Annotated in this window: 24 protein-coding genes; 22 read left to right on the top strand and 2 right to left on the bottom strand. The window is 52.9% G+C overall.

Going from position 1 to position 24,176, the window contains the following annotated elements; all coding sequences use genetic code 11:
- Positions 1–7: 7 nt before the first annotated feature.
- From PJDR2_RS20360 to PJDR2_RS20350, 3 genes are read left to right on the top strand one after another with little or no spacing between them, the layout of a single operon-like run.
- On the top strand, positions 8–1,849 hold the full coding sequence (locus PJDR2_RS20360) for a heparinase II/III family protein (RefSeq protein WP_015845608.1): 1,842 nt from the start codon (positions 8–10) through the stop codon (positions 1,847–1,849).
- Complete coding sequence (locus PJDR2_RS20355; RefSeq protein ID WP_015845607.1) at positions 1,850–3,010, top strand: glycoside hydrolase family 88 protein; 1,161 nt, start codon at positions 1,850–1,852, stop codon at positions 3,008–3,010. It abuts the gene before it with no gap.
- Positions 3,001–4,845 carry a DUF2264 domain-containing protein gene (locus PJDR2_RS20350; protein ID WP_015845606.1) on the top strand — a complete coding sequence of 615 codons (1,845 nt, stop codon included), beginning with the start codon at positions 3,001–3,003 and terminating at the stop codon, positions 4,843–4,845. Before PJDR2_RS20355 ends, PJDR2_RS20350 begins: the two co-directional genes overlap by 10 nt.
- A gap of 383 nt (positions 4,846–5,228) precedes the next feature.
- Here the strand turns inward: PJDR2_RS20350 and PJDR2_RS20345 are convergent, their stop codons facing one another.
- Entirely contained in the window at positions 5,229–5,435 is a 207-nt protein-coding gene (locus PJDR2_RS20345; protein WP_015845605.1) for a DUF1657 domain-containing protein, read from the bottom strand.
- A 187-nt stretch (positions 5,436–5,622) separates the two neighbouring features.
- Here PJDR2_RS20345 and PJDR2_RS20340 point away from each other — a divergent pair, with 187 nt between their 5' ends.
- From PJDR2_RS20340 to spoVAE (PJDR2_RS20310), 7 genes are all read left to right on the top strand, one after another.
- Positions 5,623–6,483 (top strand): DUF421 domain-containing protein, encoded by an 861-nt coding sequence (locus tag PJDR2_RS20340; protein ID WP_015845604.1) that lies wholly within the window; start codon positions 5,623–5,625, stop codon positions 6,481–6,483.
- 22 nt (positions 6,484–6,505) lie between these two features.
- A complete protein-coding gene (gene spoVAC / locus PJDR2_RS20335) occupies positions 6,506–6,994 on the top strand; it encodes a stage V sporulation protein AC (RefSeq protein ID WP_015845603.1) in 489 nt (162 codons plus the stop codon).
- Between the two features lie 2 nt (positions 6,995–6,996).
- Positions 6,997–8,016: a stage V sporulation protein AD gene (spoVAD, locus tag PJDR2_RS20330; RefSeq protein ID WP_015845602.1), complete on the top strand. Its 1,020-nt coding sequence runs from the start codon at positions 6,997–6,999 to the stop codon at positions 8,014–8,016.
- On the top strand, positions 8,013–8,363 hold the full coding sequence (gene spoVAE / locus PJDR2_RS20325) for a stage V sporulation protein AE (protein WP_015845601.1): 351 nt from the start codon (positions 8,013–8,015) through the stop codon (positions 8,361–8,363). The genes spoVAD (PJDR2_RS20330) and spoVAE (PJDR2_RS20325) overlap by 4 nt, the downstream gene beginning before the upstream one ends.
- A 144-nt stretch (positions 8,364–8,507) precedes the next feature.
- Positions 8,508–9,002, top strand: a complete 495-nt coding sequence (gene spoVAC / locus PJDR2_RS20320) for a stage V sporulation protein AC (RefSeq protein WP_015845600.1) — start codon at positions 8,508–8,510, stop codon at positions 9,000–9,002.
- Between the two features lies 1 nt (position 9,003).
- A complete protein-coding gene (spoVAD, locus tag PJDR2_RS20315; RefSeq protein WP_015845599.1) occupies positions 9,004–10,017 on the top strand; it encodes a stage V sporulation protein AD in 1,014 nt (337 codons plus the stop codon).
- 6 nt (positions 10,018–10,023) lie between these two features.
- Positions 10,024–10,374, top strand: a complete 351-nt coding sequence (gene spoVAE, locus PJDR2_RS20310) for a stage V sporulation protein AE (RefSeq protein ID WP_015845598.1) — start codon at positions 10,024–10,026, stop codon at positions 10,372–10,374.
- Positions 10,375–10,435: 61 nt separating this feature from the next.
- Here the strand turns inward: spoVAE (PJDR2_RS20310) and mprF are convergent, their stop codons facing one another.
- Complete coding sequence (gene mprF, locus PJDR2_RS20305; RefSeq protein WP_015845597.1) at positions 10,436–13,075, bottom strand: bifunctional lysylphosphatidylglycerol flippase/synthetase MprF; 2,640 nt, start codon at positions 13,073–13,075, stop codon at positions 10,436–10,438.
- A 269-nt stretch (positions 13,076–13,344) separates the two neighbouring features.
- Here mprF and PJDR2_RS20300 point away from each other — a divergent pair, with 269 nt between their 5' ends.
- The 12 genes from PJDR2_RS20300 to PJDR2_RS20245 all read left to right on the top strand — a co-directional run bounded on the left by PJDR2_RS20300 (position 13,345) and on the right by PJDR2_RS20245 (position 24,100).
- Positions 13,345–14,301 carry an AAA family ATPase gene (locus tag PJDR2_RS20300; RefSeq protein ID WP_015845596.1) on the top strand — a complete coding sequence of 319 codons (957 nt, stop codon included), beginning with the start codon at positions 13,345–13,347 and terminating at the stop codon, positions 14,299–14,301.
- 4 nt (positions 14,302–14,305) lie between these two features.
- Positions 14,306–15,550: a DUF58 domain-containing protein gene (locus PJDR2_RS20295; RefSeq protein ID WP_015845595.1), complete on the top strand. Its 1,245-nt coding sequence runs from the start codon at positions 14,306–14,308 to the stop codon at positions 15,548–15,550.
- The gene (locus tag PJDR2_RS20290; RefSeq protein WP_015845594.1) at positions 15,547–17,817 is read left to right on the top strand and encodes a transglutaminase TgpA family protein; all 2,271 of its coding nucleotides are present in this window, start codon (positions 15,547–15,549) and stop codon (positions 17,815–17,817) included. Before PJDR2_RS20295 ends, PJDR2_RS20290 begins: the two co-directional genes overlap by 4 nt.
- A gap of 139 nt (positions 17,818–17,956) precedes the next feature.
- Positions 17,957–18,481: a YqeG family HAD IIIA-type phosphatase gene (locus PJDR2_RS20285; RefSeq protein ID WP_015845593.1), complete on the top strand. Its 525-nt coding sequence runs from the start codon at positions 17,957–17,959 to the stop codon at positions 18,479–18,481.
- Complete coding sequence (gene yqeH, locus PJDR2_RS20280; RefSeq protein WP_015845592.1) at positions 18,478–19,602, top strand: ribosome biogenesis GTPase YqeH; 1,125 nt, start codon at positions 18,478–18,480, stop codon at positions 19,600–19,602. The genes PJDR2_RS20285 and yqeH overlap by 4 nt, the downstream gene beginning before the upstream one ends.
- A 20-nt stretch (positions 19,603–19,622) precedes the next feature.
- Positions 19,623–20,504 (top strand): shikimate dehydrogenase, encoded by an 882-nt coding sequence (gene aroE / locus PJDR2_RS20275; RefSeq protein ID WP_015845591.1) that lies wholly within the window; start codon positions 19,623–19,625, stop codon positions 20,502–20,504.
- Positions 20,505–20,553: 49 nt separating this feature from the next.
- On the top strand, positions 20,554–20,865 hold the full coding sequence (gene yhbY / locus PJDR2_RS20270; protein ID WP_015845590.1) for a ribosome assembly RNA-binding protein YhbY: 312 nt from the start codon (positions 20,554–20,556) through the stop codon (positions 20,863–20,865).
- A 30-nt stretch (positions 20,866–20,895) separates the two neighbouring features.
- Positions 20,896–21,486, top strand: a complete 591-nt coding sequence (nadD, locus tag PJDR2_RS20265; RefSeq protein WP_015845589.1) for a nicotinate-nucleotide adenylyltransferase — start codon at positions 20,896–20,898, stop codon at positions 21,484–21,486.
- Positions 21,476–22,048, top strand: a complete 573-nt coding sequence (gene yqeK / locus PJDR2_RS20260; protein WP_015845588.1) for a bis(5'-nucleosyl)-tetraphosphatase (symmetrical) YqeK — start codon at positions 21,476–21,478, stop codon at positions 22,046–22,048. The genes nadD and yqeK overlap by 11 nt, the downstream gene beginning before the upstream one ends.
- Before the next feature lie 3 nt (positions 22,049–22,051).
- Complete coding sequence (gene rsfS / locus PJDR2_RS20255; RefSeq protein WP_015845587.1) at positions 22,052–22,399, top strand: ribosome silencing factor; 348 nt, start codon at positions 22,052–22,054, stop codon at positions 22,397–22,399.
- Positions 22,396–23,334, top strand: a complete 939-nt coding sequence (locus tag PJDR2_RS20250) for a S1 RNA-binding domain-containing protein (RefSeq protein ID WP_015845586.1) — start codon at positions 22,396–22,398, stop codon at positions 23,332–23,334. Before rsfS ends, PJDR2_RS20250 begins: the two co-directional genes overlap by 4 nt.
- A 4-nt stretch (positions 23,335–23,338) precedes the next feature.
- On the top strand, positions 23,339–24,100 hold the full coding sequence (locus tag PJDR2_RS20245; RefSeq protein ID WP_015845585.1) for a class I SAM-dependent DNA methyltransferase: 762 nt from the start codon (positions 23,339–23,341) through the stop codon (positions 24,098–24,100).
- The last annotated feature ends 76 nt before the right edge of the window (positions 24,101–24,176 follow it).

The following is a 24,176-nucleotide window of genomic DNA, read 5'->3' as shown; positions in this document are numbered from 1 at the left end:
GAGATACTTGCGGACGAATTATGAATGGCAGAAGGAATTACTGGAAAGGTGGCTGATAGATCAGCCAGCGGCGGCCAGCGATGTATATACGTACTCCGGTAGCAAGGTGGACTGGAGAGGGATGGCGGAATCCCAGGCGTACTCGGACATGATTGGGGAAATTAGGGCAGAGGGAGAACGTCTGCTTGATCGTCCGATTCCCGTTCTGACCCGGGAGACATATGATCTGTTCGAGAAGAGCGGGAACCGACTCATTTACGAAGGGCTTTATTTCGAACGCAGGAGCCGGCTTACTTCGTTTGCGCTGCTGCATTGTCTTTTCCCGGATTCAACGGAATATCGCCAGGCCCTGATCGATACGATTCAGGCGGTTCTGGAAGAGATGACCTGGTGCTTGCCGGCTCATATGAGAGGGAATTCGGTTGACCGCCATATCGATCTTTTTGCTTCCGAAACGGGATTTGCTTTGGCCGAGATTCTGACGATTACGGAACAATCTCTTCCTTTGGCACTTCGGGAGGCTATTGGGACAGAGATCGAGCTAAGAATATTTACCCCTTATCTGGATGATCGATATCCTCCTTATCATTGGGAAGCTGCCGATCACAACTGGGCAGCCGTATGTGCCGGATCGATTGGAGCAACCGCCATTTTGCTAGGCGTTGACAAGGAACGGAGAGCGGTTATCCTTCACCGGGCAATCGGAACGATGAACCACTATCTATCCGGCTTCGGGGAAGACGGAGCTTGCGCGGAAGGTCCGGGCTACTGGAATTACGGCTTTGGTTATTTTGTTTATTTCGCAGACTTGCTGAAGCGCGCCACAGGCGGCAATGCGGATTTGCTTGATTCCGCTCACGTACGGACCATCGCCGGATTCCAGCAAAAAGCGTATCTCGTGGGGAACCGGCCAGCCAACTTCTCGGATGCGTCGGATCATGTAAGCGCAAACATCGGCTTGTCCGATTATCTTGCCTTTCACGTTGAGGAGGCAAGCTTCGCGCCATTATCGATACGGGCAGGTTTTACGGATGATCATTGCAGCCGATTTGCCCATGCATTGCGCAATTTGCTCTGGTTCAGACCGGAAGCACCAAGACAATCGGATTGGCCAAGCGGAAGCTGGTATTTGGCGGATGCCCAGTGGCTGATTTCCCGGGTTAACAATGCTTGCGGCAGCTTTGGCTTTGCAGCCAAAGGCGGGCATAACGATGAACCTCATAATCATAATGACGTTGGCCATTTTATTCTGATTGCGGAGGGTGATCCCGCGTTTGCCGTGGATCTTGGGAGCGGGGAATATACGGCGCAATACTTTGGCGAAGGCCGTTATGAATACGACTGCACGGGAGCGCAAGGACATTCCTTGCCGATTGTGAACGGACAGCTTCAGGCCGTTGGCGCGGAGAGCAAGGCTTCCGTGGAATGGGTAGAACAGGGAGAGCTGGAGGACCGGCTTAAGCTGGAGCTTGCAGCGTGTTACCCGGGCAGCGGACTTGCAACGCTTGAGCGCGAATTTGTCTGGCGTAAAACCGGACTTCCGGAGCTTGAGTTAACGGACAGCTTCCGATTTAACCAGCAAGGTTCGGTGATCACGGAGGTTATCGTCAGCAAATGTCCGCCATATGTGCAATCAGAAGGCCAGATTGTCTTGAAGGGCAGCCGGCATTCGGTTTTGTTGTCCTATGAACCGCAAAGCCTGGACGTCTCCATTGTAGAACGCGTGTATTCCAATCATTCGGGCCAGGAAGAAGGCTATTATCGCATTTATCTTATTTCGAAAGATGAAGCATCCCTTGAGAAGACGTTTAAACTAAACTTCAAATTTCAGGAACAGGTGGAGTCCTAAATGACAAATACAACCGCTGCTAGCCAGCTCGAAATCGCATCATGGGTAAATGAAGCTTGGGAACAAACGGTGCAAAAGGTCCTGCGGACAAGCGTCCGTATCGGTGCGGAATTCCCGCATGCGAGCCAAGGCGGCAAATATGTGCTTGAAGCCCCGCACTGGTGGACGGCAGGCTTCTGGCCGGGACTATTGTGGTTATTGCATGAAGGTGAAGCGAATGCCGACCTACCTTTTCGCCGGATTGCGGAAGAATGCGAGCTGAAGCTGGACGAGGTGCTGGACGGGTATGACCGGCTTGACCATGATATCGGCTTTATGTGGATTCTGACCAGCGTCATCAATTTCAAGCTGAATGGCGGAGAAGAGTCCCGACGAAGAGCACTGAAGGCAGCCAATTATTTGATGGGCCGATTTAATCTGAAGGGCAATTTCATCCGGGCCTGGAACCCTTGGAGTGAAGGAGAGGACAACAGCGGCTGGGCGATTATTGACTGCGCGATGAACGTACCTCTCTTGCAATGGGCAACCCGGGAGACCGGCGACCCAAGATACAGCCATGTTGCGGAAGCCCACATGGGTACCGTATTGAACCACTTTATCCGTACCGATGGCTCGGTCCGCCACATTGTCCGCTTTGATTCCCAGACTGGCGAGGTTGCCGAATTTATCGGCGGCCAAGGTTATGGACCGGAGTCCGCTTGGTCCCGCGGCACAGCTTGGGCGGTCTATGGACTAACTTTGGCCGCGAAGCATACAGGCCGCAAGGACCTTCTGGATGCAGCCAAGCAGGTATCGCATTTCTTCCTGTCGCAGCTGCCTGCGGACAGCGTGCCGGTATGGGATTTCCGTGCGCCGGAGGAGACGAAGTGGCTGCGCGATTCTTCGGCGGGGGCCTGCGCGGCATGCGGTCTGCTGCTGCTGGCTGAGCTTGTGCCTTCGGCGGAGGCATCCGGCTATCGCGGCGCCGGAGAGCGGATTTTGAAGTCCCTGTACGAGAACTACGGTTCGTTTGGCGAGGAAGAGGAAGAAGGACTTATCCTGCATGGAACCAGCCATTATCCGGAACGCAAAAATATGGATGTGCCGCTGATCTACGGCGATTATTTCTTTGTGGAGGGTCTCGCGCGTCTTAAAGGAGGCGTCGCGATTCCATGGGAGTAATCGCGCCAATAGCTTCGAACCCGCTGCGCGGAAAAGCGGACCTGGAGCTGGCGTTCAGCCAACTGACCAAGCCGCTTCTGCCGTATTACTCAACCGGAGGAGCACGTCTGGATCTGAACGGATCCGGTGCGGGCCAGCCGCCTGACATTGCAGGGATGGAAGGCTTCTCCCGTATTGTCTGGGGGCTGGCGCCGCTTGCGGCAGGCTGCGCCAAGGTTGACGAAGAGCTGCTGCAGCTTGTGCTGAAAGGAATAACAAACGGCACAAATCCCGCGCATGGGGAGTTTTGGGGAGAAGTCGCCGATTATGATCAGCGATTGGTGGAGATGGCTTCGCTAGGCCTAGCTTTAGCTATTGCTCCGCACCGCTTGTGGGAGCCGCTTAGCGATGAAGCGAAGCAGCATTTCTACAACTGGCTGAATCAGATTAACAGCCGCCGGGCTCATGATTGCAACTGGCTGTTCTTCCATGTCCTTGTTAACGTAGGCTTCTATAAGCTTGGTCTGCCTTACGCGAAGGAGCAGCTTGAGACGAACCTGAACCGGCTGGAGCAGTTTTATCTGGAGGATGGCTGGTACGAAGACGGAGTTAACGGACATAGCGACTATTACGTGCCTTTGGCTTTTCATTACTGCGGACTTCTTTATGCGGCACTAATGAAGGAAGAGGATCCCGATCGTGCAGCACGCTTTGAGGAACGAGGAATCCTATTCGCCGGGCAGTTCGTGAACTGGTTCGCCGAGGATGGACGAGCCATTCCGTACGGACGCAGCTTGACCTACCGTTTCGCGCAGGGGGCATTGTGGGGAGCGTATGCTTTTGCCGGTGTGCAGCCGTTTGAACTTGGTGTCGTCAAGGGATTGTATTTGCGCCATCTGCGATGGTGGTTAAGCCAGCCGATTTTCTCGTCTGACGGCGTATTATCGGTTGGATACAGCTATCCCAATCTGATTATGGCCGAAAATTATAATGCTCCTGGCTCCGTTTATTGGGCATTTAAGGCTTTCCTGCCTTTGGCCTTGCCGGACGATCATCCGTTCTGGCGGGCAGAGGAGCTTCCTCTGCCGGGGCTGCCGGCCATCTCGGTGCAGCAGGCTCCTCATCTTGTTGTTTGCAGGCACAGCGAACGCGATCATGTTGCAGCCTTTAACGCGGGTCATCTCGGCACCAATGAGCATACTCATACCTCGGCGAAATATGAGAAGTTTGCATACTCCGCTTCCTTCGGCTTTAGCGTGCCGCGTGCGGAATGGGGATTGTCCCAAGGAGCTTATGACTCCATGCTTGCCTTAAGCGAAGGAGATAACTTGTATCGCGTCCGCCGGAAAAATGAAGAGACCAACATCGATGGCGACATCCTTGCGTCTGTCTGGAAGCCATGGCGGGATGTAACGGTGATGACTTATCTGATCGCCGGACTGCCTTGGCACTTAAGGATTCACCGGGTCGAGACGGCAAGAGAGCTGGATGCGGCCGAAGGCGGTTTTGCTCTTCCGCTAGACGCAAAGCTTGCCGTCAGCAAGCAAACCTGCAGCGTAATCGGCCGTACCGGCTTTGGAAGCAGCGGCGTATCGGGCATTCGGGGCTTTGAGCGGGCCGAGCTTATTCAAGTCCAGTCCAATACCAACCTGATGCATCAGAGGACGGCAATTCCTACGCTCCAGGCAAAACTTCAGCCGGGTTCGCATATTCTAATCGCTGCGGTCTATGGGGAGCCTGGCGCTCTGGAAGAAATTCAGCCCGAGCAATGGCGTCAGTCTATCCAGTTGTCCATAGAGGACAATCAGATCCGAGCAGTTAGTCCTTCCGGCAAAGAAATCATCATTAGCTTATAAGGGGATGAACCGCTGGCGCCCAAGCTGCATACGATAATGGCAGAAGCCTACTGGGGGAATGCCAATGAAAAACGTTGCAGCATCAAGCGGCCGTCGGCCGTCGATTACGACCTTTGTTCTTGTCCTTTACGTGCTTCTTGTGATCTTATTGTTCTTCTGCTTCTAAAAAAATGGCCGTGCGACTGTATTCGCACGGCCATTTTCTTACTGCTCAGGACGGAGCATTCAAATGATTCTGTAGAAGCGAGATTATGCTTCCGATGCAGCTTTCTTACAGAAAGCTTTTAGCGTTCGCTTTTGTGAGAGAATTCCAACCTTATAGAGTTTATTCAAAGGAATCCTGGAACAATGGCGATCGTAAGAACATTTGAATGCGTAGTCCATTAGAAACCTAAGTATTGCGGCTCCTCGTTTTCCAGCTCTTTTACACGGCTGGCCACTTGATCGACGATTGTTTGCGTCTGTTGCGCTGCCTGCTCGAACATTTGCTTAGCCGATTTGTTTTCGGTCGACAAAGCAAACTGTTCCAGGCTTGCCTGCGCGCTCTTTAAAGAGGCAACGCATGTTTTTACATCGGATGCTACGGTCATATCCAACACCTCCTTAAGAACTTGACAACAAAACTAATATGTCAGCCTTTCTCTTCTGACATTCATGGGAATTAATAGAAGTTTGACCTGAACCTTTTTCCTGCTGTGGAAAATGGTTATTCGTGTTGCGATCTGTCTTTTGACAAATAATCTAAACGTAGAAACAAGCGACAGGGGGAAAAGAATTGTGCAGGACTGGTTAGAGGTTACTCTACGCACCTTACTGTCGATATTTGTCCTTTTCCTGCTTACTAAACTGGTAGGTAAACGGCAAATATCCCAGCTTTCTTTCTTTGAATACATTACCGGTATTTCGATCGGTAACCTGGCTGCATACGTATCTCTTGATTTGGAGGCAACTTGGTTCTTGGGCCTGATCTCGCTTGGCGTATGGGTTGCTGTCTCCGTCGGGATCGAATTTTTGCAGCTGAAGAGCAAGAAAGGCCGTGACCTTATCGACAGTAAAGCAACCGTTCTGATCAAGGGCGGCAAAGTGCTGGAGGACAACCTGAAGAAGGAACGGCTGACCTCCGACGAGCTGCTGGAACAGCTTCGCAAGAAGGATGTATTCCGCGTAGCCGATGTTGAGTTCGCGATTATGGAGCCAAGCGGGGATATCAGCGTTCTGCTGACGAGGGAGAACCAGCCGCTTACTCCTGCGCATCTGGGCATCAAGGTGGCACCGGAACATGAGCCTCAGACGGTTATCATGGACGGCAAAATTATGGATGAGCCGCTGTCCACGGTTGGCCTTAACCGCAGGTGGCTTGCTACCGAGCTCGAGAAGATCGGGGTTGGGCTGGACAATGTTTTTATTGGCCAGGTTGATGCTTACCGTCAGCTCTATGTAGATCTTTACGATGATCATATTAAAGTCCCCCAGCCGCAGCTGAAGGCAGAGCTGTATGCCTTGATGAAGAAGATAGAAGCGGATTTAGAACTGTTTGGACTTTCAACGAAAAACACGGATGCAAAGCATATGTACGAACGGTGCGCGCAAGAAATGCGGCAGGTCATTACGGAAATGAAGCCGCTGCTGCATCATTAACTTCAAGCGTCGGGAGGTAAGGATGATGTCGAGCAATAAAAAGAAATTTACCCCGGTACAGCAGGAGTATCAGGAGCTAGCTAAAAAACATGAGCCCAAACGGCCTATCTTCATTAACTGTCTTAAAGCTTTTCTGGTGGGCGGGTTGATCTGCATTATCGGCCAATCCATTCAGGAGATGTTTGTTCATTGGGCCGGCTTTGACGAGAAAAAAGCCAGCAATCCTACGGTAGCGATTATGATCTTCCTGTCTGTGGTTTTAACAAGCCTAGGGATCTACGATAAAATCGCGCAATGGGCAGGAGCCGGTTCTGCCGTTCCGGTTACCGGGTTTGCCAATACGATGTCTTCGGCGGCTATCGAGCACCGGAGTGAAGGACTTGTGCTTGGCGTAGGCGGGAAAATGTTCAAAATTTCCGGTCCGGTTATCGTATTTGGCGTAGTTGCGGCTTTTGTTGTAGGCATTGTTCATCTGATCTTTAATCCTCATGCCGTTGGAGGAGGACATTAATTATGTTAAAAGGCCATCAAAGCTGGCTCTTTGAGAATCATCCCGTTATTGCAGGGACGGCTGCTATTGTTGGTCCGTTCGAGGGACAAGGCCCTCTGGCGCACGACTTTGATATTGTCCATGGAGACCTCCGGCTTGGGCAGGACAGCTGGGAAAAAGCCGAACGGACCTTATTGGAGGAAGCGGCCAATCTGGCTATCGAGAAGGCTCAGATAACGAAGGAATCCATCAATTTTCTGGTGGGCGGCGACCTGATGAACCAGATCATCAGCTCCACCTTTGCGGCAAGAACGCTGCAAATTCCGTATATCGGCGTTTTTGGCGCCTGCTCGACCTCCATGGAAAGTCTCGCTATCGCGGCTAATTTGGTCAATTCGCGCTCAGCCCAATACGTGATGTCGAGTGCCTGCAGCCATAACGCTACAGCAGAGAAGCAGTTCCGTTATCCGACCGAATACGGTTCCCAGAAGCCGCCAACCGCTCAATATTCCGTAACGGGAGCGGGAGTTAGCGTTTTGACGCAGCAGGGCGATGGCCCTTATGTTACCTCGGCTACGATGGGACGCGTCGTGGATATGGGCATTAGCGATCCATTTAATATGGGAGCGGCAATGGCGCCGGCAGCGGTCGATACGATACAAGCCCATTTTCGTGATTTTCGTATTGAGCCCGGTTATTATGATCTGATTGTGACGGGCGATCTATCCAAAGTTGGTTATGCGATTGCGAATGAATTATTCGAAAAACATAATTTCCCTATTCATCAGACCGTCTACAAGGACTGCGGCATGATGATGTATAACTATGAGAAGCAGCAGGTGCAGGCAGGCGCCAGCGGTGCGGGCTGTTCGGCGACCGTTACTTACGGCCATTTGCTAAGGCGGATGCGCGAGAAGGAGCTTAATCGCATTCTTGTTGTTGCGACGGGGGCGCTTTTATCGCCAATCTCCTTCCAACAGGGCGAGACGATCCCTTGTATCGCGCATGCGGTTTCCATTGAGAATGAGGTGAGGCAGCCATGATTTTCTTATGGGCTTTTCTGGTGGGCGGAGCGATTTGCGTCATTGGCCAAATTTGTTTTGACGTCTTTAAGCTGACGCCTGCCCACACGATGACATTGCTTGTCGTGCTTGGCGCGATCGGAGACGGTGTCGGCATTTATGACCCGTTGATTAAATTCGCCGGCGCGGGCGCATCCATTCCGATTACCAGCTTCGGCAACGCGTTAGTGCACGGTGCGCTGGAAGAAATGAAGAAGACCGGCTGGATCGGCATTATTACGGGCATTTTCAAGGTGACCAGCGCCGGCGTGTCCGCCGCGATTATTTTCTCCTTCATCGCCGCCTTGTTCGTAAAGCCAAAAGGTTAAACATACTTAGCAATATGGACCTTCGCAATTTGCTGCGGAGGTTTTTTTATTGCCGCTGGGACATTTCGCCGTTCGATACATATCCTTTCTTCCGTTGACAAATAATGTACTTACCATGTGTACATAAAAAAGGAGTGTAACGTTATGGCAGTAAAAAGCGCCGGAGGCGGAAAGTACCGCAAAATGTCCATGTCGCCAAAGGAATACCAAGCCTTTGCGAAGACTCGTGAGCCTTCGCGTTCCATTTTCGGCAATTGTATTCGTGCGTTTATTATAGGCGGTGCCATCTGTGTACTGGGGCAGGCCATTCAGCAGCTCTTTATTCATCTGGCTCATATGAAGCCTGAGGATGCCAGCAATCCAACCGTTGCCGTGCTGATTATTATTTCTGTCATTCTGACGAGCATCGGGGTTTACGACAAAATCGCCCAGTTTGCCGGAGCAGGTTCTGCCGTACCGGTAACCGGGTTTGCCAACTCCATGTGTTCCGCCGCTCTTGAGCACCGCAGCGAAGGGCTGGTGCTAGGCGTAGGAGGAAATATGTTCAAGCTGGCCGGCTCCGTTATCGTGTATGGTACCGTTGCGGCGTTTTTTGTCGGCATCGCCCATTTGATCTTTGGTACGGGTGGTGCTCATTAAGATGCTGCAGGGTAAACAAACATGGAAATTTGAGAACCGCCCGGTTATTATCGGGGCGGCTACCGTTGTCGGTCCCGACGAAGGCGACGGGCCGTTGGCTGGGGATTTTGACCTCGTGCATCCGGAGCTGGACCTGCAGCAGAAAAGCTGGGAGAAAGCAGAGCGGCTCTTGCTGGAGCAGGCATCGGAATTTGCGCTGAACAATGCCAAGATCGCTAAGGATCAGCTGCAGTTCTATGTCGGCGGCGACCTGATGAATCAAATTATTAGCAATAGCTTTGCGGCAAGAACGCTAGGCGTGCCCAATCTCGGCGTGTTTGGCGCTTGTTCGACCTCGATGGAGTCGCTTGCGATTGCTTCCTTAATGGTAGACTCGGGTGCCGGGCAATACGTGCTGGCCGGTACATGCAGCCACAACTGCACGGCGGAGAAGCAGTTCCGTTACCCGACGGAATACGGTGCGCAGAAGCCGCCTACCGCGCAGTATACCGTAACCGGTGCCGGCGCCGTAGTTGTTGCCGCTTCAGGCGAAGGACCGGTCGTTGAATATGCAACGATCGGCAAGGTTATTGACCTCGGAGTCAAGGATCCGTTTAATATGGGAGCGGCTATGGCGCCTGCGGCCGTGGATACGATACAGGCGCATTTTAACGATACGGGCCGCACGCCCAAGGACTACGACCTGATTGTAACCGGAGATCTCGCTAGCGTCGGTCATCCGCTTGCCAAGGAGCTGCTCATCCGTGACGGGGTTCCCATGGATGAGACGACATTCAAAGATTGCGGATTGATGGTTTTTGACGTGGAGAAGCAAAAGGTACAGGCGGGAGGAAGCGGCTGCGGCTGCTCGGCCGTTGTAACCTATGGCCATATCCTCAAAAAAATCGCCAATGGAGACTTGAAGCGCGTACTTGTAGTTGCGACGGGCGCCTTGTTATCCCCGCTTTCCTTCCAACAAGGGGAGAGTATTCCTTGTATTGCACATGCCGTTGCGATCAGCGGCGGAAAGGAGTAGAGCAGCATGCAATTTCTATGGGCATTTGTTGTAGGGGGCGCGATCTGCGTCGTTGGCCAGCTGCTATTTGATGTCGTGAAGCTGACTCCGGCTCATACGATGGCTACGCTTGTTGTGGCAGGGGCGATCATCGACGGTCTCGGCTGGTATGAGCCGCTCGTTAGCTTTGCCGGGGCGGGCGCAACCGTGCCGATTACCAGCTTCGGCAATGCGCTTGTTCACGGCGCGTTGACCGAGCTTCAAAATTCCGGCTGGATTGGGGTCATCTCCGGAATCTTCAAAGTCACAAGCGCCGGTATTTCAGCGGCGATTATCTTCTCCTTCCTGGCGGCGCTTGTCGTCCGTCCGAAGGGTTAAAGGTGAAAAGCAGGCTTGCCGCATTTGGGCAAGCCTGCTTTTTCTTTGCAAGGCGCTATATTTATCTGCCGCTTCCTGTCCCGCGGGAGATCATTCTTGTAACCTGAACGATAAGCCTCAGGAAGAGGCTATTTTGAGGAAACGCCAGATAACGCGGTTCCCATTCCGGATCAAACTTATCCTTGAAGCGACGGATACCCTGGAATCCATAGAAGTGGCCTCCTTTTAAGAAAACCCATCTTGCCAGCTTCTCCCCGCGGTAGGCATAGACCGATTCTCCGACACTGGAGAGAGGCGCCATCCCCAGATTAAAGATTTCATAGCCCTCCGATTTAGCCCATTGCAGCAAATGAACAAACAGAACATCCATTACGCCGCTAAGGCCGTCCCGGTGACGCATCAGATCAATGGAAACGGATTTGTGATGGTCGTACACCGGCATAATGCTGGCGAAAGCGGCGACGCGGTTCTCATTATCCCGCAGGACGGCAATCGGAGCCAGCTCCAGATAAGATTCGGAGAAGGTGCCCAGCGAGAAGCCTTTTTCCTTATCGTCTTCCAGCCATTCATCGGACACTGCCTTGAGCTCGGACAGCAGCATTGTACTGAATGGCGGCTTCGCGATATCGAATGTAAATCCGTTCCGTTCATACCGGTTGCAAGCCGCCCGCAAATCCGCTTTTCGCCTGCCGGATAATTGGAACTGCTCGAGCGGAACAATCGCTTCCTCTCCAAGCTTGAAGAACCGGTAGCCGTATTCGTGATAGAGCGGCAGGTTTTCGGCTTTCACCTGGTAAAAGACGGCCGTCGCCGCGTAATGATCCGCGTAATCGCGGAATTGACGCACGAGCTGCCGGACAGAAGCCGGATCCCCGATCGGATCGCCAAGCGCTACAAGGGTTTTGCCGATGCGGCCATACGAGAGTACCGCTTGATTGTCGGGCGACCACATGAAGCTCTTGTCGCCCATATACAATAGATGGGTCAGGAAATTGCCGGGATGCTTGGCGAGCAGCTGCTCCAGCCTCTCCCAATCCTGAGGCCCCGGTTTAGGGGCAGGGGGAAGGCTTGGCACGAATATTCTCCGGACCGTAAGCAGAATCCAGCTCACAGCGAGCGCAATGATACCTTCGCGCAGCAGCTCTTCATCCTTCAACGTATAACGGGCATGCCATTTGGCATGATGGAACATGCCGGGCGGAAGCTCGTTGGTCGATATTCCGACAGACAGATACAGCAGCATAACGATAAGCGAGATGCCTGCCCAGCCAATCGTTTTGCGCAAGGTGAAGATGGATTCCTTCCGGTTGAACCTGTCTTTGGACAGCCATAAGAGCAGGCAGACAAACAGAAGAAAGATGGCTTCTTCGAATTCGAAGCCCTTCAGAATTAAGGCGAACGTACCGCCGATCAGCAGAATCATCGCCAGGAAGTACGCCCGTTTAACGCGGAAACGGATGCCCTCGGAGACCATCAGCATTAGAAGTCCGATGAGGACGGCCAGCTGGTGGGAGCCCTTCATCGTAAAAGGAGTTACGAACTGCTCGAGCAGCTGCATCCGGTGCCAGCTGCCCGGCGTGGCGGAGGAGACTAATAGCAGGATGCCGCTTATAAATACAAGAGCCGAAAGGGCCCAAGTGCTAATATCGCTAAGAACGGCTGTTTGGCTAGGCCAATTCCAGATCGTATGCCAGCGTTTGATAGCGGGCTTCAGAACCTGCTCCTGCGTTTGATTCCATCTTTCCTTGCTCGGAATCCATTCCGTTGTCGCCAGCGCTAGCCCAACTGCCCACGGAAGGAAACAATAAAAGATCCGGTAGAGCACAAGTACGGCCAGCCCTTGGTCGGGCGATAAGCCGAGGTGCTGGAAAGCAAGCAGGACGATCGCATCAAAGGACCCAAGTCCGCTCGGAACAAAGCTCGCTACGCCGGCAACGGCTGCCACGACATAGATGCTCATAGCCTCCCGGAATCCGATAGGCAGATACATCAAGTGGATGATCAGCCAGAAGGAGAGGCCGGCCATCAGCCATTCCGCTAATGATGTTGTAATCATGCGAAGCGCCGGCGGTTTCGACAAGGAAACTTCATCTTCCTGTTCCTTATCTGTCAATCCAAGCAGATTACGGAGCCTGGGCAGCCTGCCGAGCAAAGCGAACAGCACCGCATACACGGCGATCAGGATGACGGCAAGATACAGCCAGAGATGATGCGCAAGCAGGCTGCGGTCATTCCAGACGCCAACTAGCAGCAGGATGGAGAGAATAGACAATCCGGTAAGGGCGGATAAGGACTGGTACACCAGCGACCGCAGCCATGCCGGGCCTTGAATGCCCCATTTGCGGTACAGCGTGATTCGGAGCCCCGCCCCCGTCAACCCTGCGAAGCCCATGGCATTGTTGAAGGAATTGGCGATCCAGCTTATTTTGAGCACGGCGGTCCAGGGCATTCGCGCCTGATTCCATCTGACTAATGTAAAGTCGTATGCCGACATGACCGCTACCGCCAGGAAACAGACGGCGGCAAGCTGAAGATGGTCGCTCCAGTGCAAATGCTTCAGCAGATGGAGAGCCGCCGCCGGCTTAATCTCTTTGATGAAGCCGCTGGTTTGCGTGTACAGAAAGAGAAGAATGGCAACGGGGAACAGCAGTTTGAATACGTTTTTGAATCGGTTGGTAAAACGGGATAGATGAGTCAGCAAACGATGGCACCTTCTTAAGGGAATGTTTTACGCGAACAGAACATTTTCGTTCTTTCGTTCGTCTAAAAGTGAAGATATTGCCAATATATCATATGAGAATACCGATTCCCACTTTTTACAGCAGCAGAGCAATACGGTTGTCAGGTTATGTGGAATCCTCCAATTTTTTTCGGCAGTTCGTTCATTTGTGCTACTCGAAGGTACTGCTGTAAAATGGTACTAAATCCCCTTATTATTTGCATCCACTATTCTTAGCAGGAGGTATGTCCATGGAAACACGCCTTGCCGATATGCAATTATGTTCCTTAATCCTAAATAGCTTGAATGAATGTATTCTCGGAAAACAAAGTGAAATAGAACGTTTAATGGTGGCCGTCCTTGCAGGGGGCCACGTATTGCTTGAGGATGTTCCCGGGACGGGCAAAACGCAGCTGGTGAAAGCACTGGCGAGAACTATAGGCGGCCAATTTCGCCGGATTCAATGCAATCCCGACCTTCTACCGACCGATATTACGGGCGTGTCGATTTATCATCCGAAGCAGGAGCAATTTATATTCCGTCCGGGACCGGTCATGACAAACGTCCTGCTCGCCGACGAGATTAATCGGGCGACTACAAAAACGCAATCCGCCCTTCTGGAAGCGATGGAAGAGGGCCATGTCACCGTTGACGGCGATACGTATATGCTCCCGGCTCCCTTTATCCTGCTCGCTACGCAAAATCCGATCGATTTCGAAGGTACGTATTCTCTGCCGGAAGCCCAGCTCGACCGCTTTATGATGAAGCTGACCCTTGGCTATCCGAACGAAGCGGATGAGCAGCGGATGATCTTGGCAAGAGAGTCCGGTCATCCGTCTGACCGCATGGAGCAGATTACTTCTATAGAAGATATCGAAAGAATCCAGCAGCAGGTACAAGCCGTTCATATCGATGATGCGGTCGGCAATTATTTGATTCAGCTTGTGCGGGCTACCCGTTCGCATCCCCATGTTCTTCTTGGCGCAAGCCCGCGTGCCGCAATTGCGTTATCGCGTGCGGCGAAAGCCAGCGCGTTCCTTGCCCAGCGTACGTTTGTCACTCCGGATGACGTCAAGCAATTAGCGCCGTATGTTCTTTCCCACCGTCTGCTGCTTCACACGGACGCAAGGATGAACGGGCTGAGAAGCGAAGATATTATCGCCGACGTTCTTGAGAAGACAAAGGTTCCCGTAAGACTGGAGCGATGATCCTATGAATGCGGTGAAAGAGACGAAGACCCGTAAACGCTGGAGGCTTATCGCAATCATTTATGGCGCCGCATTGCTTTATTTGTTGTTTCAGGGCGGAAAAACGGCATTAATGCTGTTTATGATATTGAACGTGCTGCTGCTTTATTTGGCTTTAGGGCGTTGGAGCGGAATCAGCCGCGTGTCCGGCATCCGCAGCTACCGGCAGACCGGGGCTGCCGCGGGCAGCGACCACTCGCTTACGGCAGGCAGCACGCTGGATGTTCAGTTATCGGTAAAGGTTCCGGGCGTTTACCCGATTCCTTATGTATTGGTCAGAGACAGGCTGCAGCGCCATAACGGCCAGCAGCTGCAGTTCGAAGCCTCTTTTGTCCCGAGCTTCAAGCGTTCCGGCGATGTGCTGTATCAGACGCCGCCGCTTCAGCGCGGAGAATACCGCTTCGTCACAACCGAATGCATTTCCCATGATATATTCGGCTTGTTTGAGCATTCCGGCCGATTCGGCTCGGAGTCGGCATTCAGCGTATTGCCGCAAATTGTTCCGCTGCGCCAATGGCATAGCATTCAAAGCGGCTTCCGGGGGCCTTTCTCCCATGCCGCAGCCCCTCGGGCCGCAAAAGAAACCACGCAAATCAACGGCGTGCGGGAATATTTGTACGGCGACCGGCTATCGCGGATTCACTGGAACGCAACAGCGAAGACCGGCGACTGGAAATCAAAGGCGTTCGAGAGAGAGTCATTGCCGCGTACGCTTATTATTCTTGACCGATATGCCGCCGATTACCCCGCTTCGGGTGCGGAACGGTTCGAGCTGGCGGTATCAACCGCAGCCTCGCTTATAGACAGCGGTTTGAAAGGCGATACGGCAATCGGACTAATGTCTGCAGGCAAAAAGCTGACGATTCTCCCACCTAAGTCCGGTGCAGAACAGCGCAATGCGCTAATGAGGCATTTGACCTTTGTGGATGCCGATGCCGAGCAAGGGCTGTACAAGTCTCTCGTGGCAGCCGACTCGCGGCTGGAACAGGGTTCCTTTGCAATCGTTATAAGCGGAACCTCCGGCAGGGAAGCTATCCGTTCGATGGAATGGCTTTCCCGCAAAGGTCTTACGCCATGTCTGATGCATATCGGCGGTGACAGACGGCTGGAGGAACAATGGCGCCTGATGATACGCAGCAAAGGCTGGGCATTATTTGAACTGAAGCAGCTGCAGGAGCTTCCTGCCGTGCTGGAAGGAGGCCGGGCATGAGCCTCTTGCCGCGTTTGTTTACTTTCTGCCGTACGGTGATCATCAAGGTTACGCCGAACTGGTATATGAAGCTCTCGCAATTATTTATTGCTCTTATGCTTATTCATACGATCCGGATCTTCGAGGACTTCTGGTGGAGTGAGACCTTCTACGCGGCCAGCTTCACGCTGCTCTTCGCTGTTGCTGCCGACTGGCTGCTGCCGCGAAGCATGCGGGTGCTGCGGATTGTTGTTCAGCTATTGCTTGCGGTAGGCGCGACGGCATATTTTGCCGATTTGAAAAAAGTCGTCTTAACCGTTTCCGATCAAGAGAACCGGCTGGGCGATTTGTTCCGTACGTTGTGGGGGTATGCCGAGCAGCTGTATCCTTTTATATGGATCAGCGGTGCTCTGCTCGTTTTGTATATCTTGTTTGATATGTGGATTACAACAAGGATGCGATTATTCGGATTTATAAGCGTCAATATTCTCGTTCTGACCATTGCGGATTCTTTTACTCCAATCTGGCTGTGGGATGAGGTCGCCTGGATTGTCTTCTTGGGCCTGCTCTGGCTGGTAGCCAACCATCTGCATAAGCTGGCAAGCCATCATCCGAACAGCTGGAAGGAGCTTACGGAATATCCGCTTCAGTTGCTGATGCCCATCGTTATTGTTTTGTCCGTGCTGATGACAGCCGGCATTCTGATGCCGACCGTATCGCCGATTATTCAAGATCCTTATACGATGTGGAAGGAATCCAAGGGCGAGACGGTTAACGTATTCCTTGGAGACAAAGGAATCGCGGCTCCCGTTGACGTGAGCAGCAGCAATACCAAGTCCGGCTATGGACGCGATGATTCGGAGCTTGGCGGCGGTTTTGATTTTGACTATTCGCCGGTTATGACGATTACAACCAACCATCGGAGCTACTGGAGAGGCGAGACGAAGACGGAGTACACCGGAGCGGGCTGGACGGTGAACGACGAGACGGAGCGGAACCGGTTAGCCTCGGTGGGGAAAGACTGGGAGCTTCCGCTGATCGAAGGACGCGAGAAGGCCGAGACGATGAAGGTGGACCAACAGGTCCGGATGTCGAACAATAATATTTATCCGGTTTTGTTCGCCGCGTCTCCAATTACAGCTGTTCATTGGGTGGATGATCCTGATGCTTCCGTATTGCCGAAAAGCTTAAAGTGGGCGGTTAACGAGCAGGAGTTGATCTGGTCTGACAAGCCGCTGCGCAGATTCCCGCAAAGCTATGCGGTAACCTCGGAAGTAACCATATTAGATGAAGAAGGACTTCGCAAGACAGAAGCCGAATTGCCGGATCCGGCCGAGACGAAGCAATATTTGCAGCTTCCGTCTTCCTTGCCGGGCCGCGTAAGGTCGCTTGCCGTATCGCTAACGGCTTCGGCAGTGAATGATTACGATAAGGCCAAGCTGATTGAAACTTATCTCCGCCAGAACTTCATGTATACGAATGAACCGGACAAATCAAGGCTGACCGGAGACAGCAAGGATTTCGTCGACCAGTTCCTCTTTGAACTGAAGGAAGGCTATTGCGATTATTTCTCGACGGCTATGGCGGTAATGTCCCGTTCTATCGGATTGCCTACCCGCTGGGTAAAAGGCTTCGCTCCTGGCGTACTCCCTGCCTCGGAATATGTGCCGTCTGCCGGCGGAATTCCAAGCGAAGCGGAATTAAATCCGGACGGAGCTGGCACGTATACCGTCCGCAACTCGGATGCGCATTCCTGGGTAGAGATTTATTTCGACGGGTATGGCTGGATTCCGTTCGAGCCTACGTCAGGCTTTACCTTCCCTTACTCGGTGACGGAGGTGCAGCAGGAAGCATTGCCGACGCCTACCGCAGCGGTTGATACCGATCCGGTACAGGAGGAAGCGACCGAAAGCACGGGAGGCAACCATTCCGCTATCATCTGGGGCAGTGTATCGGCAGCCGTTCTTGTCGTGCTTGTGCTTGTTCTTGTCTTGCTGCGTACTCCATGGATCCGATCCAGATACCGGGCTTATTCCGGCAATGACCGGATTGTATGGGAGACGGAGAAGCTGCTGCGGCTTTGCCGGCGCAAAGGTTATGAACGCGGGGAGCATGAGACGCTTCGCGAAGCGATTCAGAGATGGTCGCCAAGCCACAAACGGCTGAACAATCTTTTCCACGAGGTGTTGGGCGAGTTCGAACGCGCGAAATACAGTTCCGTTCAGGCAACAAGCTTGGAGACCGACCGGTTTATTCTAAAGATCAAAGCGATTAAAGAGGAATTGTAGAAATTGCGTATATTATATAGAAGGAAAAATCGCCGCTCGCTTTGCGCGGGCGGTATTTCTTTTGCAACAAAATCCGAATATATGGTATAGTTTCGTAAGATAGCAGGAGATGAGCGAAAGTTCGAGGGGGCAAGGCAGCATGTTCGAAAGATTATTGCCGCATTTACGAGTAAATTCGGTGTACGATATTCAGCTGGACGAGTTATATAAAAAAGGTGTCCGCGGAATTATCACCGATCTTGATAATACGCTCGTTGGAGCGCGTGAGCCGCTTGCAACGCCACAGCTCACGACATGGTTGGAACAAGTTCGGGATTATGGCTTTAAAGTTGTCATTGTGTCGAATAATAACAGGACGAGAGTGTCCAAATTCGCTGATCCGCTGGGCATTCCGTTTATTCATGCCGCGCGCAAGCCGGCGAATAAAGCGTTCCATAAAGCATTGAGCGTGCTGGGGCTGCCCGTGGAGCAGACCGTTGTGCTCGGCGACCAGATGCTCACGGATGTACTCGGCGGGAAACGTATGGGTTTGTATACGATTCTGGTCACGCCGATTGCTCCTGCTGACGAAGGAATAATGACCCGCGTGAACAGGAGAATCGAACGGTTTGTTCTTTCCCGTTTGCGTAAAAAAGGGACATGGTATGAGGGGGAGACGAAGTGAGAGAAGAGCAGCATAGTCAGTCGCATGCATGCGCAGGCTGCGGAGTAAAGCTCCAGACGGAGCATCCGGAAGAGTCGGGCTACTTGCCCGAAGCGGCATTAAGCCGGGAGCCGGTTATTTGCCAAAGATGCTTCCGTATTCGTAATTATAATGAAGCTTCATCGATAACGGTCGATCAGGATGATTTCTTGCGCCTGCTCGGCAGCATCGGGTCGACGGACAGCTTGGTTGTCCATATTGTCGACTTATTTGATTTTGAGGGCAGTCTGATTTCCGGCCTGCAGCGTTTTGTAGGCAATAATCCGGTAGTGCTGGTGGTCAACAAGGTTGATCTGCTGCCTCGGTCGGTTAATCTGAACCGTCTACGGAACTGGGTTCAGAAGCAGGCGAAGGCAGAAGGGCTGCGTACGGTAGATATCGTGCTCTGCAGCGCCAAACGGAATATCGGCTTCGAGCATGTTATTGAAGCGATAGAGCGTCACCGGAAAGACCGCGATGTCTATGTCGTTGGAGCAACCAATGTCGGCAAATCGACATTGATTAACCGTCTTATCCATGACTACAGCGATATGGAACGTGAACTGACGACTTCCCGTTACCCGGGAACCACGCTTGACGCGGTCCATATTCCACTCGATGACGGCAAGTCGATTATCGATACGCCTGGGATTGTGTATCCTACCCGGATGACGGAAATCGTTCCGCGCGGCTTCCTTCAGGCTTTGCTGCCGGATAAGCCGATCAAACCGCTGGTTTACCAATTAAATGATCAGCAGTCGTTGTTTATCAACAGCTTGGTCCGGTTCGACTTTGTTGAAGGTGAGCGTCAATCGTTTACTTTCTATATCTCCAATGCTCTTCATGTGCACCGCACAAAGCTGGAGCGGGCTGAAGAGCTGTACGCAGACCACCGAGGAGAGCTGCTTGGCGGTCCGTCGCGTGAAGAACTGGATGAAATGCCGGCGTGGACCCGCCATTCGATTCGCATTCCGCGGGGAGCGAAGAAGGATATTTTCGTATCCGGCATGGGCTGGATTCAGGCGAACGGCACTTCCGGCGCGATCGTGGACATCTATGCGCCTAAGGGTATCAAGGTCCTGCTTCGCGATTCGCTTGTATAGAAGAGAGGGGAACGGGAACATTGACGGTATCCGCGCTTGACAATGGGATTACGGGAAACCGTATTGACAGCCAAACGGTGCTGTATGGCGTAATTGGAGATCCGGTTCGTCATTCGAAATCACCGATTATGATGAATCGCGCCTTTCGCGAGACGGGAATTAACGGAGCCTACATGGCCTTTCATATTTCGCCCGACAAGCTAGGAGAATTTGTTGCGGGCATTCGGGCGATGGGCATTCGGGGAGTCAATGTGACGATACCCCATAAGCTGGATATTATGAAGTATATGGATGAGATTGACGCGGGCGCGCAGGCGATCGGAGCAGTCAACACGATTGTGAACGATAATGGCCGTTTGACCGGATATAACACGGACGGAATCGGATATGTCCGGTCCTTGAAGGAAGAAGCGGAGCCGGAGCTCGCGGGCAAGCGGATACTCGTCATTGGCGCAGGTGGCGCATCGCGCGGAATCGTGTACGCGCTCGCCGGCGAGCAGCCTTCGGGCATTACAATCGCCAACCGTTCGGTGGAGCGGGCTGAAGAGCTTGCGCAATCGTTCCGGTCCCTGGCGGATATCCGGGCCATTGCAAACGATGGGCTGCAGGCTGCCTGCAAAGAAGCGGATATTGTCATTAACACGACCTCGGTTGGCATGCATCCGAATACCGATGCAACCCCGATTGACGCGGCATGGCTAAAGCCAGGCGCCGTTGCAAGCGATCTGATTTACAATCCGCTGCGCACGAAGTTCCTGCTGGACGCTGAGCGGCATGGCTGCCGCGTGCATGGCGGACTCGGCATGTTTATTTATCAGGGGGCTTACGCCTTCGAATATTGGACAGGGCAGCAAGCTCCGGCAGCCGCGATGCGCGAGACGGTATTGCAATCCCTTGTCTAGTTCTATGCAACATTAAAGACAACCTATAGAGATGAAAGAAGGAACTACCATGTTAACAGGCAAACAAAAACGTCACCTCAGATCGCTGGCCCATCATCTTCAGCCGATCTTCCAGGTAGGCAAAGGCGGCACCAACGATCAGCTTGTCCGTCACATTGAGGAAGCGATTGAAGTACGTGAACTGATCAAGATTTCGGTACTGAACAACTGTATGGACGATCCTAGAGAGATCGGTGCGGAAGTAGCGGAAGCTGCCGGTGCCGAGCTGGTACAGGTTATCGGAAAAACGATTGTTCTGTACAAGCAAGCGACCGAAGAAAAGTACCGCAAGATCGAGCTGCCTAAGGCTGCGGCGAAATAACGCGTTGCCCGAAAGGATGGGTAGCGCTTAATGAACAGAATCGGCATTATGGGCGGAACATTTGATCCGGTTCATACCGGACATCTGATTGCGGCTGAAGCAGCTCGTGACGGCTGCGGGCTGGACGAGGTGTGGTTTATTCCGACCTATCAGCCGCCGCTTAAGGATAATCAGCCGGGTGCGAGCAGCAAGCTGAGACTTCAGATGGTCCAGGAAGCGCTGGGAGGCAACCCGGCCTTCAAAGCACTTGATATCGAGCTGGAGCGCGGCGGAATGAGTTATTCCATCGACACGGTGCTGGAACTGAAGAAACGGTACCCGGATAAAGCTTTTTCCTATATTATCGGTTCGGACCGGATTAACGATCTGCCCAAATGGCATCGTATAGAAGAACTGGCGGAGCTGATTACCTTCATTGGACTGGAGCGGGAAGGGACGGCGGTGCAGCTGGATGAACTGCCGGAATACCTTCGTCGGCGCGTGACGATGGCGGCCATGCCGCCGATCGGCATATCGTCCACGGAGATCCGAAGCAGAGTATATGCGGGGCGTTCGATTGCTTATCTGGTGCCGGACACCGTTCAACAGTTTATAAAGGGGAGAGGGCTTTATGAATCGTGAACAAATGATCGAATCGGTCAAATCGCAAATGCCGGAGAAGCGCTGGAAGCATGTAGAAGGAGTTATGGAAACTTCTATTATCCTTGCCGGGCGATTCGGGGAAGATCCGGTAAAAGCCGAGCTTGCGGCTATCCTGCACGACGTGGCCAAATATTGGCCGATTGCGAAGATGGAACAGATTATTCGGGAGCAGCAGCTTGACCAAGGGCTGCTGAACCATGATAAGGCATTATGGCATGCCGAAGTCGGCTACTGGGTAGCCGAGCACGAATATGGCGTGAAGGATCGGGAAGTGCTGGATGCCATCCGGTATCATACTTCCGGGCGGGTAGGAATGACCAAGCTGGACAAAGTGGTTTGTCTAGCCGATTATATGGAACCGGGACGCGACTTTCCCGGAATCGACCGCATACGCGAGCTGAGCGAGACAAGTCTTGAACAGGCGCTTATCGCGGGTTTTGATTCAACGATCTTTTTCCTGCTCGAGAAAGGGAACCGGATTTATCCCCTTACGGTGGAATCCCGCAATGATTTAATTGAACAGCAAAAACAAGGAGGCTGAGCTATGACCGTACATTCGGATGAATTGATGCAAATTACGGTGGCGGCTGCGGAAGACAAGAAAGCGCATCGCATCGTAGCATTAAACTTGAAAGAAATCTCGCTGGTGGCTGACTATTTCGTTATCTGCCACGGTAACTCCGATACACAGGTACAGGCGATTACGACTGAAATCCGCAAACAGGCGGAAATGCGCGGCGTACGCGTAAAAGGAATTGAAGGCATGGATTCGGCACGCTGGGTACTGATTGACCTTGGCGATGTTATCGTCCATGTGTTCCACCGCGATGAACGCGATTACTACAATATCGAACGCCTGTGGTCCGATGCGAAGGTAGTGGAGTTCGCATGAGTCTGACAGCCGGTACGATTGTAACGTTAAGGGTGGCACGCGAAGTGTCGCCCTACGGCTATTTCTTGACCGATGAAGAGTCGGAGGTGCTTCTGCACTATACCGAGCTGGTTGGCAAGAAGCCGAAAATGAACGATGAAGTAGAGGTCTTCATTTTCTATGATTCCGAGGACCGGATTGCCGCAACGATGAAGCGTCCAAAGATCCTACTTGGAGAGATGGCACGGCTGAAGGTTGCCGACGTACATCCGCGTCTCGGCTGTTTCCTTGAGTTTGGACTGGGACGGCAGCTGCTGCTTCCGATTTCCGAGCTGCCGGAGAAGATGGAGTTCCGTCCGCTGCCGGGCGACGAAGTTCATGTTGTGCTTGGTCATGACAAAGCCGGACGCTTGCTCGCCAGAACGGCTGGCGAGGACGAGCTTGGACCGCTTGTATTCGAGGCTCCTCAATCGTGGCGCAACCAATGGGTGGAAGGCTGGGTCACAAAATCGCTCCAGATGGGCTCGTTTGTGCTTGTTGACGGCGGCGTGGTTGGCTTTGGCGTATACGGACTGATTCCGGCACCCGAGCGTGTTCGTCCGCTTCGCCTTGGCGAGCGGGTATCCGCGCGCGTAACGTTTATCCGCGAAGACGGACGAGTAAATCTGTCGATGGCGAAGCTGAAGCAGGAAGGGCGGCTAGAGGATGCGGACCGCATTCTCGCTTTCCTGAAGGAGCGTCCGGGCGGCGGCATGCCTTACTCCGACGAAACGCCTGCGGATACGGTCAAGCAGCGCTTTGGCATCAGCAAATCGGCCTTCAAGCGCGCTTTAGGGAAGCTGATGAGGGATGGCCTCATTACGCAAAAAGGAAGCTGGACTTATCTGGCGGATCCGGCCAAAGCGGATGATGCCGGTTCGGATGCTGCTGCGTCTGCTAAGCCTTCGGAGGAATAACGGCATGGATGCATACGGTCAATTTGCATCGGTCTACGACCGGCTGATGCAGGACATGCCTTATGAAGACTGGCTGCAATTCGCCCATGACAGCTGGGAGCGTTACGGTATGCCTAAGACCGTTGCGGATCTCGGCTGCGGTACAGGCAGCATTGCGATTCCTCTGGCCTTATCCGGGCTGGAGGTGTACGGCATCGACCTGTCAGCCGATATGCTGACCGTTGCTAGCAGCAAATGGAATGAAGCTTCCACGCAAATGGCCCGCGCACGGGGGAACGTAACCTGGCTGGAGCAGGATATGCGGGACTGGACGCTTGCGGAGCCCGTCGATTCGGTGATTTCGTTCTGCGATTGCGTGAACTATCTGACCGAGGAAGAAGATGTGGAGGCAGCCTTTAAGGCGGCTTACGATAATTTGCGCGAGGGCGGACTTTTCCTGTTTGATGTCCATGATCCGAAAGTATTCCTTCGTTACGCGGAGGAGCAGCCTTTTGTGCTGGACGAGGACGAGGTTGCTTATATATGGACTTGCGAGCTCGATGAGTCCAGACTGCAGATCGAGCATCATCTGACCATATTCGCCGAGGAGAAAAGCGGGAAGTTCGAGCGCTTCGAAGAAATGCACGAACAGCGGGCGTACGGCCGCGGCTGGATGGAAGCAGCCTTGAAGCGTGCGGGCTTCCGCACGGTTGACTGCTATGCGGACTTTGAACTCGAGCCTGCGGGAGACCGTTCGGAGCGGTTGTTCTTTGCAGCTGTTAAATGATGAGGTTGAGATTTTAAAAGCAAACAGGGTTGTCTTCCGTCACTTCAAGTGACAGGAGACAACCCTGTTTATATTC

Origin of the sequence: Paenibacillus sp. JDR-2 (genome assembly GCF_000023585.1) — a bacterium.
Classification (GTDB): Bacteria; Bacillota; Bacilli; order Paenibacillales; family Paenibacillaceae; genus Pristimantibacillus.
This window is presented reverse-complemented; position numbering and strand designations above follow the sequence as displayed.